Source organism: Qipengyuania sp., from assembly GCF_042095715.1.
Taxonomy (GTDB): domain Bacteria; phylum Pseudomonadota; class Alphaproteobacteria; order Sphingomonadales; family Sphingomonadaceae; genus Qipengyuania.
This window is the reverse complement of sequence record NZ_JBELMO010000091.1, coordinates 1-8310: the sequence shown is the minus strand read 5'-3', so window position 1 is coordinate 8310 and position 8310 is coordinate 1. Positions and strand designations below refer to the sequence as shown.

At 64.6% G+C, this 8310-nt stretch carries 11 protein-coding genes; 1 reads left to right on the top strand and 10 read right to left on the bottom strand.

Translation table 11 applies throughout. The features are described 5' to 3' along the window. The 7 genes from dxr to rpsB form a co-directional block, all read right to left on the bottom strand. Positions 1-837, bottom strand: an 837-nt coding sequence (dxr, locus tag ACFDTG_RS15065) for a 1-deoxy-D-xylulose-5-phosphate reductoisomerase (RefSeq protein ID WP_375291800.1), incomplete at its 3' end; no start/stop codon positions are given. Further along, positions 837-1604 carry a phosphatidate cytidylyltransferase gene (locus tag ACFDTG_RS15060; protein ID WP_375291799.1) on the bottom strand — a complete coding sequence of 256 codons (768 nt, stop codon included), beginning with the start codon at positions 1602-1604 and terminating at the stop codon, positions 837-839. The genes ACFDTG_RS15060 and dxr, both read right to left, overlap by 1 nt. Further along, a complete protein-coding gene (gene uppS, locus ACFDTG_RS15055; protein ID WP_375291798.1) occupies positions 1591-2274 on the bottom strand; it encodes a polyprenyl diphosphate synthase in 684 nt (227 codons plus the stop codon). The genes ACFDTG_RS15060 and uppS overlap by 14 nt, the downstream gene beginning before the upstream one ends. Positions 2275-2293: 19 nt before the next feature. Then, positions 2294-2851, bottom strand: a complete 558-nt coding sequence (frr, locus tag ACFDTG_RS15050) for a ribosome recycling factor (RefSeq protein ID WP_375291797.1) — start codon at positions 2849-2851, stop codon at positions 2294-2296. A gap of 16 nt (positions 2852-2867) precedes the next feature. Next, on the bottom strand, positions 2868-3587 hold the full coding sequence (gene pyrH / locus ACFDTG_RS15045) for a UMP kinase (protein WP_375291796.1): 720 nt from the start codon (positions 3585-3587) through the stop codon (positions 2868-2870). Between the two features lie 126 nt (positions 3588-3713). Then, positions 3714-4640 carry a translation elongation factor Ts gene (gene tsf, locus ACFDTG_RS15040; protein WP_375291795.1) on the bottom strand — a complete coding sequence of 309 codons (927 nt, stop codon included), beginning with the start codon at positions 4638-4640 and terminating at the stop codon, positions 3714-3716. A gap of 117 nt (positions 4641-4757) precedes the next feature. Next, complete coding sequence (gene rpsB / locus ACFDTG_RS15035; RefSeq protein WP_375291794.1) at positions 4758-5519, bottom strand: 30S ribosomal protein S2; 762 nt, start codon at positions 5517-5519, stop codon at positions 4758-4760. Positions 5520-5861: 342 nt separating this feature from the next. Between rpsB and ACFDTG_RS15030 the strand changes: the two genes are divergently transcribed. Beyond that, positions 5862-6125, top strand: coding sequence for a hypothetical protein (locus ACFDTG_RS15030; RefSeq protein WP_375291793.1), 264 nt, complete (start codon positions 5862-5864; stop codon positions 6123-6125). Here ACFDTG_RS15030 and ACFDTG_RS15025 read toward each other — a convergent pair. The 3 genes from ACFDTG_RS15025 to ACFDTG_RS15015 form a co-directional block, all read right to left on the bottom strand. Then, complete coding sequence (locus ACFDTG_RS15025; RefSeq protein ID WP_375291792.1) at positions 6088-6918, bottom strand: CDP-alcohol phosphatidyltransferase family protein; 831 nt, start codon at positions 6916-6918, stop codon at positions 6088-6090. The two genes, ACFDTG_RS15030 and ACFDTG_RS15025, sit on opposite strands and share 38 nt — an antisense overlap. A gap of 49 nt (positions 6919-6967) precedes the next feature. Beyond that, positions 6968-7720 (bottom strand): phosphatidylserine decarboxylase, encoded by a 753-nt coding sequence (locus tag ACFDTG_RS15020; protein WP_375291791.1) that lies wholly within the window; start codon positions 7718-7720, stop codon positions 6968-6970. Between the two features lie 136 nt (positions 7721-7856). Then, the coding region (locus ACFDTG_RS15015; RefSeq protein WP_375291790.1) for an MBL fold metallo-hydrolase at positions 7857-8310 on the bottom strand (454 nt) is incomplete at its 5' end.

Genomic DNA, 8310 nt, shown 5'->3' with positions numbered 1-8310 from the left:
CGTATCCATGCGCTGCGGCCAGGCAAGGCAACTGGCGATGGGTACGCGCATGTCCGCGGGGCCAAGCTGCGCCAGCGTGGATCCGTCGCGATATTCGACCATCGAATGGATCACGCTTTGCGGGTGAACCACGATCCTGAGCTTATCCAGGCCGACCGGAAACAAATGATGCGCCTCGATCAGTTCCAGCCCCTTGTTGAACATGGTGGCGGAATCGACGCTGATCTTTGCGCCCATGTCCCAGTTGGGATGCGCCACCGCCTGTTCGGGTGTCGCCGCTGCCAGCTGGTCGGCCGTCCATTCGCGGAAAGGCCCGCCGCTGGCGGTCAGCGTGATGGTGGCGACATCGGACAGCGCCTGGCCCTGCAGGCACTGGAAGATCGCGTTGTGTTCGCTGTCAACGGGGAGCAGCGTTGCACCGTGGCGCGCGACGGCGCGGGTCATGACCTCGCCCGCGGAAACCAGCGCTTCCTTGTTGGCAAGGGCGATGGTGCCGCCCTGTTCGATGGCCGCCATCGTCGGGGCAAGGCCGGCACAGCCGACGATCGCCGCCACGGTCAGGTCGACGGGCCGCGAAGCTGCCTCGACCAGCGCGGAAGCACCGCCCGCAGCCTGGGTTCCGCACCCTCCCAGAGCGGCGCGCAGATCGGCCAGACAATTCTCATCGCCCAGCACTGCGATCTCGGCCTGGAATTCGCGCGCCAGCGCGGCCAGTTGCTCGGCTTGGCAATTTGCGGTCAGCGCCACGACGCGCCACTGGTCGCGGTTCCGGCGCACGAGATCGAGAGTCGAACTGCCGACCGAGCCCGTCGCCCCCAGGATGGAGATCGAACGCATCACCCACCCGTCCCCGACAGCAGGCCCACGATCAAAGCCACGGGCAATAATCCGTCCACGCGGTCGAAAACGCCGCCGTGTCCCGGGATCAATCGCGAGGAATCCTTCACCCCGGCCTTGCGCTTCAGCCAGCTTTCGAAAAAGTCCCCCGCCTGCGCCGCTATCGCCAGAATTGCCCCCCCCAATGCCCAAAGCGCGGCCTCACCCCGACCGATACCGAAATCCTCGGCAAGCTGCACGAAATCGCCGGTATTGTGGGCGAGCGCCGCAAACGCGATCAGCCACAGCGCGCTTCCCGCCATGCCGCCCAACAGCCCGGCCCACGTCTTCGAAGGGCTGATCTTCGGTGCGATTTTGGGGCCACCAATGGTCCGTCCCGCGAAATAGGCGCAGGTGTCGGTGAAAATCACCACGCCAAGCACGGCGAGCAGATGATAGAGGTCCATCGAGGCAAGACCGAAAGCGGCGAGCCCGATATAGACGGCGCCCGCGATCAACCCGGCCAGGCGGAAGGGTATCTTCGCAGTAGCCTTCAACACCAGCCGTGCGAATTCCACAAAGCACGCCAACGCCACGAGGGCGATGAAGGCCGCGAGAACCGCGCCCCCCAGCCACACGGCAGCGGCGGCAATTCCCAGCATGACGACCGCCGAGGCAGCCCGCTTCGGCAGATCCGATGTGCGGACTGCAAGCGGTACGGCGACGTAGCGCCGCGCCCGCGCCTTAAACCGGTCGCGCTTGCGGAGCTTCGCCTCAGCGTCCGCCATAGCGGCGTTCCCTTGCGGCAAAGGTGTCGAGCGAGTGCGACAGCAACTCGGGGGTGAAATCGGGCCACAACACGTCGAGGAACAGCATCTCCGCGTAAGCCGCCTGCCACAAGAGAAAATTGCTGAGCCGCACCTCGCCGCTCGTCCTGATCAGCAGGTCGAGCGGGGGCAGATCGTGCGTGAATAGATGGCGCTCCAGCGATTGTTCGGTGATGGCCCCGTCCTCGGCGGCCAGTTTCGCGGCGCGAACGATTTCCTGCTGCGAACCATAGTTGAGCGCCACCGCGACCGTTCGCGTGCCATGGGCCGTCCGCGCGATCGCATCATCAAGAAGCTCTACGATGTCGTCCGCCAGGACCTTGTAGTCGCCGATGATCTTCAAACGGACACCGTTCTCGACGAACTCTTCCAGGTCGGAGCGGATGAACTTGCGCAGCATGTTCATGAGGTCGGATACCTCGTCCTCGGGACGCTTCCAGTTCTCGCTTGAGAACGCGTAGAGGGTCAGGCACTCGAGATCCGAATTCTTCAGGGATCTTACCAGCTTGCGAACGGCCTCCACGCCGCGCTGATGGCCCAGGGCGCGCGGAAGATGGCGCTTCTTCGCCCAGCGGCCATTGCCATCCATGATGATGGCAACATGCCTGGCACGCTGGGTGGATGCATTCATGTGGCGGAAATCCCGGCCCTTACTGGGTCAGGATTTCCTTCTCCTTGGCGGCGGCGGCTTCATCCGCCAGCGCGACATATTTGTCGGTCAGCTTCTGGACTTCCTCTTCGCCGCGCTTGCGGTCGTCCTCGCCGATTTCCTTTTTCTTCTCGTCTTCCTTGAGCGCTTCCATGCCGTCGCGGCGAACGTTGCGGATCGCAATCTTGGCATTTTCGCTGTACTGCCCGGCCAGCTTGGCGAGGTCGCGGCGGCGCTCCTCTGTGAGGTCCGGAAGCGGTAGGCGCAGCGTCTGCCCGTCGATCATCGGGTTAAGGCCGAGATTGGCCTTGGCGATGCCCTTTTCCACGGGTGTAAGGTTGGCCTTGTCCCACACCTGCACGCTCAGCATGCGCGGTTCGGGCGCGGACACGGTGGCCACCTGGTTCAGCGGCATCATCGCGCCGTAGACCTCGACCATCACGGGATCGAGCAGGCTGGTATTCGCGCGCCCGGTCCGCAGCCCGCTCAGATCGCTTTTGAGACTGTCGACCGCGCCCTGCATCCGGCGCTCGATATCGGCTTTGTCGTATTTGGCCATCAGGCGCTCTCCTGTCCTAGTCGGTCTGTACGATGGTCTGGATACCTTCGCCGGCAAGCACGCGCGCCAGATTGCCCTTCTCGCGGATCGAGAAGACGACGATCGGGATGTCGTTATCGCGGCACAGCGCAACCGCGCTGGCATCCATGACCTTGAGGTTGTCCGCGAGCACCTTGCCGTAACTCACGGTTTCAAAACGTTTTGCCTGCGCATTGCGCTTGGGATCGCTGTCATAGACCCCGTCGACACTGGTGCCCTTGAGCAGCGCATCGCAGCGCATTTCGGCTGCTCGCAGCGCCGCCCCGCTGTCGGTGGTGAAATAGGGCGCACCCACGCCCGCTGCGAAGATCACGACGCGGCCCTTTTCCAGGTGCCGTTCGGCGCGGCGGCGAATGACCGGCTCGCACACCTGGTCCATCTGGATCGCCGACTGGACGCGCGTCTGTACGCCCAGTTGCTCCAGCGCGTTCTGCATCGCCAGGGCATTCATTACCGTCGCGAGCATGCCCATGTAGTCCGCCTGCGCGCGGTCCATTCCCTGGGCCGCCCCGGCCATGCCGCGAAAGATGTTGCCGCCGCCGATCACCAGACAGATCTCGAGCCCGGTATCCTTCGCGGCCTTCACCTCCTCGGCAAGGTCCATGACGAAAGCCGGGTCTATTCCGAACTGCTGGCCACCCATCAGCACTTCGCCCGAAAGCTTGAGCAGAACGCGCTTCATCGGGGGCAGGGCCATGAGTTTGGAATCTCGCACGTAACGGGGTGGGCGCGCCTTATCGGTTGCGCGACGCGATGCCAAGGGCAGCGGATGCAAAAAGCCCCGCACCGGCATGCCGATGCGGGGCCTGATGTGAGCTTCGGTTTAGCCCTTGACGGCTGCGGCAACCTCGGCGGCGAAGTCGCTCTCTTCCTTCTCGATGCCTTCGCCGAGCTGGAAGCGGACATAGTCCTTGAGGACGATCGGCTTGCCGGCGTCCTTGCCGGCCTTGGCGACGACGTCCGCGATCGGAGTCTTGTTGTCCATCACGAACAGCTGGCTAAGGAGCGCGTTCTCCTTGGCGAACTTGGCGATCGCGCCGTCCACCATCTTGTCCTGCACCGCTTCGGGCTTGCCGCTTTCCGCGGCCTTCTCCTTGGCGATCGCGCGCTCGCGCTCGATCAGTTCGGCGTCAAGACTGTCGGCGTTGAGCGCCAGCGGGAAGGCGGCGGCGATGTGCATCGCGATCTGCTTGCCCAGCGCTTCCAGCGTGTCGGTATCGGCTTCGCTCTCAAGCGCGACGAGCACGCCGATCTTGCCGAGGTTCGCAGCAGCGGCATTGTGCATGTAGGGCACGACCACGCCGTTGGCGACTTCGACCGACTTCAGGCGGCGGATCTGCTGGTTCTCGCCGATCGTGGCGACCGAATCGGTGAGCTTCTCCGCCACGGTGCCGCCATCGGGATAGCTGGCGGCCTTGAGCGCATCGACATCGCCGGCATCGGTCTTGAGCGCGGTCTCGGTGACCTTGCGCACGAAATCCTGGAACTGCTCGTTCTTGGAGACGAAGTCTGTTTCCGAATTCACCTCGACCGCTACGCCCTTGTTGCCTTCGACAGCGAGGCCCACGAGGCCCTCGGCGGCGGTACGGCTGGACTTCTTCTGCGCGGTAGCAAGGCCCTTTGCGCGCAGCGCGTCGACGGCAGCTTCGATATCGCCGTTTGCTTCGGTCAGCGCCTTCTTGGCATCCATCATGCCCGCGCCGGTACGATCGCGCAGGGCCTTGATGTCGGCGGCAGTGATATTCGCCATGAAAATTTCCTCTTGGATTCGAGTGGTATGCGGCGCCGGGCCGCTGATGGCAGCCCGGCGCTTAGTTCGATTGCGTGTCAGGCGCGTGACGGCGCGGTCACGCGGCCCGAAGCTACCTCAGGCGGCGGCTTGCGCGGTTTCTTCCGTCGGCGGGGTTTCCATCGCGCCCACATCACGGCCCGAATCCTGCACGCCTTCGCCGCGGCCCGAACGGGCAGCCTGGCTGACGGCGTCGCAATAGAGCTTCACCGCACGGGCAGCATCGTCGTTGCCCGGGATCGGGAAGGCGATGCCGCTGGGATCGACGTTGGTATCGAGCACCGCGACCACGGGAATGCCGAGCACGCCGGCTTCCTTAATGGCGAGATCTTCCATGTTGGCGTCGATCACGAACATCACGTCCGGAATGCCGCCCATGTCACGGATGCCGCCGAGCGAAAGCTCCAGCTTGTCGCGTTCGCGGGTCAGCTGAAGGACTTCCTTCTTGGTCAGGCCGCTGGTGTCTCCCGAAAGCTGTTCCTCGAGCGTCTTGAGGCGCTTGATCGACTGGCTGATGGTCTTCCAGTTGGTGAGCATGCCGCCCAGCCAGCGGTGGTTGACGAAGTGCTGGCCAGCAGCCTTCGCGGCCTGCGCGATCGGCTCCTGCGCCTGGCGCTTGGTGCCGACGAACAGCACCTTGCCGCCGGCGCGGGCGGTGTCCTGGATGAAGTCGAGCGCGCGCGCCATCAGGGGCACGGTCTGCGACAGGTCGATGATGTGGATGCCGTTGCGCGCCCCGAAGATATAGGGCTTCATGCGCGGGTTCCAGCGGTGGGTCTGGTGGCCGAAGTGTGCGCCGGCCTCGATCAACTGCTGCATCGTGACGGTAGGAGCCGCCATAGGTAAATTCCTTTCCGGTTATGCCTCTGGAAAGCTGGAACCCGTTGCGGAGCGTCCCGCTGGGGCACCGGTGATGTGCGCCTTCCATGTGGATTTGACTGTCGCTACCCGATTGATCGCCCCCGCGAACGCAGAAAAATCGACCGAGTTTCGACAGACGGGCGGCCCGTTAGCGCATACGGACGACAAAATCCAGCCCCCCGAGCGAACCTCGCGGTCCGTCTACCCCAACTTCCCGCTTGACAAATAGGAACAGAACAGGAACATTAAGCGCATCGAAGACGAATCGCGTTCCGTGTCCCCGTTATGGACGGGGTGAGCGTCGAGAGAAAGGGAAACATCATGTCGATTGCCATTGTCGCATTCCTGGCCGCATCGTTCACCGTCGTCGCGGTTCTCGCCGACAGCGCGCTCAGGCTGATGTCCGTACTCGACATGCGGGACGGCGCCGGGACGAGCCTGCGCACCGCCGCACCATCCAGGGCGGTTTCGATCACGGTCGCCACGCCCGCACCCCGCCCCGTGGTCCGTATGCCAGGTACGAGGCAGTCGGGCGCCGCGGCCGATACTACTCCGCGCGCAGGGCCCCGCCGCGCTGCCGCCTGATGCGGCCATATCGAACGATCCCGACCGGGATCAGGGCCAGATAGCCCGCGCAGATCACCGTGAGCGTCCAGAACGGTTCCTGTAGCAAAGCGGCGAACAGCAGCCCGGCGACCAGGATCAGCCACAGGCGCACGGTGCGCCGCGGCCGCAGCGAGGTCCAGCTGAGAGTCGCCACGTTGGAGATCATCAGCAGGGCGATGAAAGCGACCCAAGGGCCGACCAGAGCGGGTTCGCGAAACAGCGCCAGCCCCGTCGCCTGCCAAAGGTAGAAGGGCAGGAATGCCAGCCCCGCCCCCACGGGCGCGGGAATGCCGGTCAGGAAACCGGCGGACTTGTGCGGCTGAACATCGAGATCGATCTGCGCGTTGAATCGCGCCAGCCTGAGCGCGCATGCGACAGCGAAGGCCAGCGCCGCGAACCAGCCGAAGCGGGGCACGTCCGACAGCGACCACAGGTAGATCACGATTGCCGGCGCCGTTCCGAAGGACAGCGAATCGGCAAGGCTGTCCAGTTCTGCCCCGAAGCGCGACTGTGCCTTCAGCATGCGTGCGATACGTCCGTCGATCCCGTCGAGAAGGCCCGCCAGGATGATCGCGAACACCGCCGCGCTCCAATCCCCACCGATGGCGAAGCGAATGCCTGTCAGTCCCGCGCACAGCGCCGCCGCGGTGATCGCATTGGGGAGCAGCGCGCGCAGCGGAAGCCCCCTGCCCGTGCCCCGGACGGGAGAGATATCCTCGTCTTCCGCTGCCTTGGGGCCGATGCGGGCGCGATCCTCGGGCGGCAGGCTCATGCGCCGCTCTCCATGACCGCTGCCTCGAAAGCCGTTCCGAATACCCGCGTCATTGTGCAATTCCCTCGATTAAAAGCTGCTGTCCGGCCTCGGCAAGAATGGTTTCGCCCGCAATGCAGCGCTGGCCGAGCAGAACCTTCGCGTCGGTGCCGGCGGGCAGATAGACGTCTACCCGGCTGCCGAAGCGGATCAGCCCGACGCGCTGGCCGGCGCCCACCGCGTCGCCCGGCTTCACGAAAGGCACGATGCGCCGCGCCACCAGCCCCGCGATCTGCGTAAAGCCGACTTTCAGTCCATCGGCCCGTTCGATCAGGAAATGCTGGCGTTCGTTGTCCTCGCTCGCCTTGTCGAGATCGGCGTTGAGGAACTTGCCGGGAATATAGACGACGCGGCGAATGGTGCCCGCGATCGGGGCGCGGTTGATGTGAACATCGAACACGCTCATGAAAATCGACACGCGTGTAACCGGGCCTTCGGGCAGGCCGGGAAAACCGGTGCCGTCATCGATCCGCAACTCCGCCGGGGGATCGACGCGGGCGATCAGCGAAACCATCCCGTCGGCGGGCGCCACGATGGCGTTATCAAGCTGGGGTACCACCCGTTCGGGATCGCGAAAGAAGGCGAACACGCCAATCGAAAGCAGCAGCAGGGGCCAGCCTAGCCATTCCCAGCCGAAGCCGAGCAGCACCAGCAGTGCGATGGCCACGGCACCGAGGCCCAGCTTGCGCCCTTCGGGATGGATTGCGGGAAACTGCCAGGCCGCGTCGCCGCGCCCATGGTTGTCGAGAAGGTCACCTGCCATCCGCAGCACTTAGAGGCTGCGCGGCGGGGTGGCAATGACGCCGGTCGGGGCCTCGCCTCTCGCCACGCCGACTTTTCTGGATCACTTATCGGATAGGGTCCAGCCCTCCGCGCTCCAGGGCAATGCAGCCAAGTCCTTACCGCGATTGCCGCTTCACCGGGATACGAAGGTAAGTCACGCCATTCGCCTCCGCCTCCTCGAAGTTTCCGGCACGGATGTTGACCTGGAGCGAGGGCAATAACAGCTTGGGGACGGACAGTCCGGAATCGCGCTGCTCCCGCATGGTGACAAATTCCTCTTCGCTGACACCTTCGTTCACATGGACGCTCGCCCGGCGTTGCTCTCCCACGGTCGACTCCCAGCGATAGGCATCGCGGCCAGGCGCCTTGTAGTCATGGCACAGGAACAGCCGTGTCGCATCGGGTAAGGCCAGCAAACGGCGGATCGAGCGAAAGAGCGTCCTGGCGTCCCCACCGGGGAAGTCGGCGCGGGCCGTGCCGTAATCGGGCATGAAGAGCGTATCGCCGACGAACGCGATATCGCCGATCAGATAGGCGACATCGGCCGGCGTGTGACCGGGAACGTGCATG

What these genes read in the sequence shown, in the direction of transcription:
- ACFDTG_RS15025 (WP_375291792.1), bottom strand. Translation starts at nt 6,918, where the DNA reads ATGAGCCTGCCGCCCGAGGATCGCGCCCGCATCGGCCCCAAGGCAGCG.
- rpsB (WP_375291794.1), bottom strand. Translation starts at nt 5,519, where the DNA reads ATGGCGGCTCCTACCGTCACGATGCAGCAGTTGATCGAGGCCGGCGCA.
- ACFDTG_RS15030 (WP_375291793.1), top strand. Translation starts at nt 5,862, where the DNA reads ATGTCGATTGCCATTGTCGCATTCCTGGCCGCATCGTTCACCGTCGTC.
- ACFDTG_RS15060 (WP_375291799.1), bottom strand. Translation starts at nt 1,604, where the DNA reads ATGGCGGACGCTGAGGCGAAGCTCCGCAAGCGCGACCGGTTTAAGGCG.
- uppS (WP_375291798.1), bottom strand. Translation starts at nt 2,274, where the DNA reads ATGAATGCATCCACCCAGCGTGCCAGGCATGTTGCCATCATCATGGAT.
- pyrH (WP_375291796.1), bottom strand. Translation starts at nt 3,587, where the DNA reads ATGGCCCTGCCCCCGATGAAGCGCGTTCTGCTCAAGCTTTCGGGCGAA.
- frr (WP_375291797.1), bottom strand. Translation starts at nt 2,851, where the DNA reads ATGGCCAAATACGACAAAGCCGATATCGAGCGCCGGATGCAGGGCGCG.
- tsf (WP_375291795.1), bottom strand. Translation starts at nt 4,640, where the DNA reads ATGGCGAATATCACTGCCGCCGACATCAAGGCCCTGCGCGATCGTACC.
- ACFDTG_RS15020 (WP_375291791.1), bottom strand. Translation starts at nt 7,720, where the DNA reads ATGGCAGGTGACCTTCTCGACAACCATGGGCGCGGCGACGCGGCCTGG.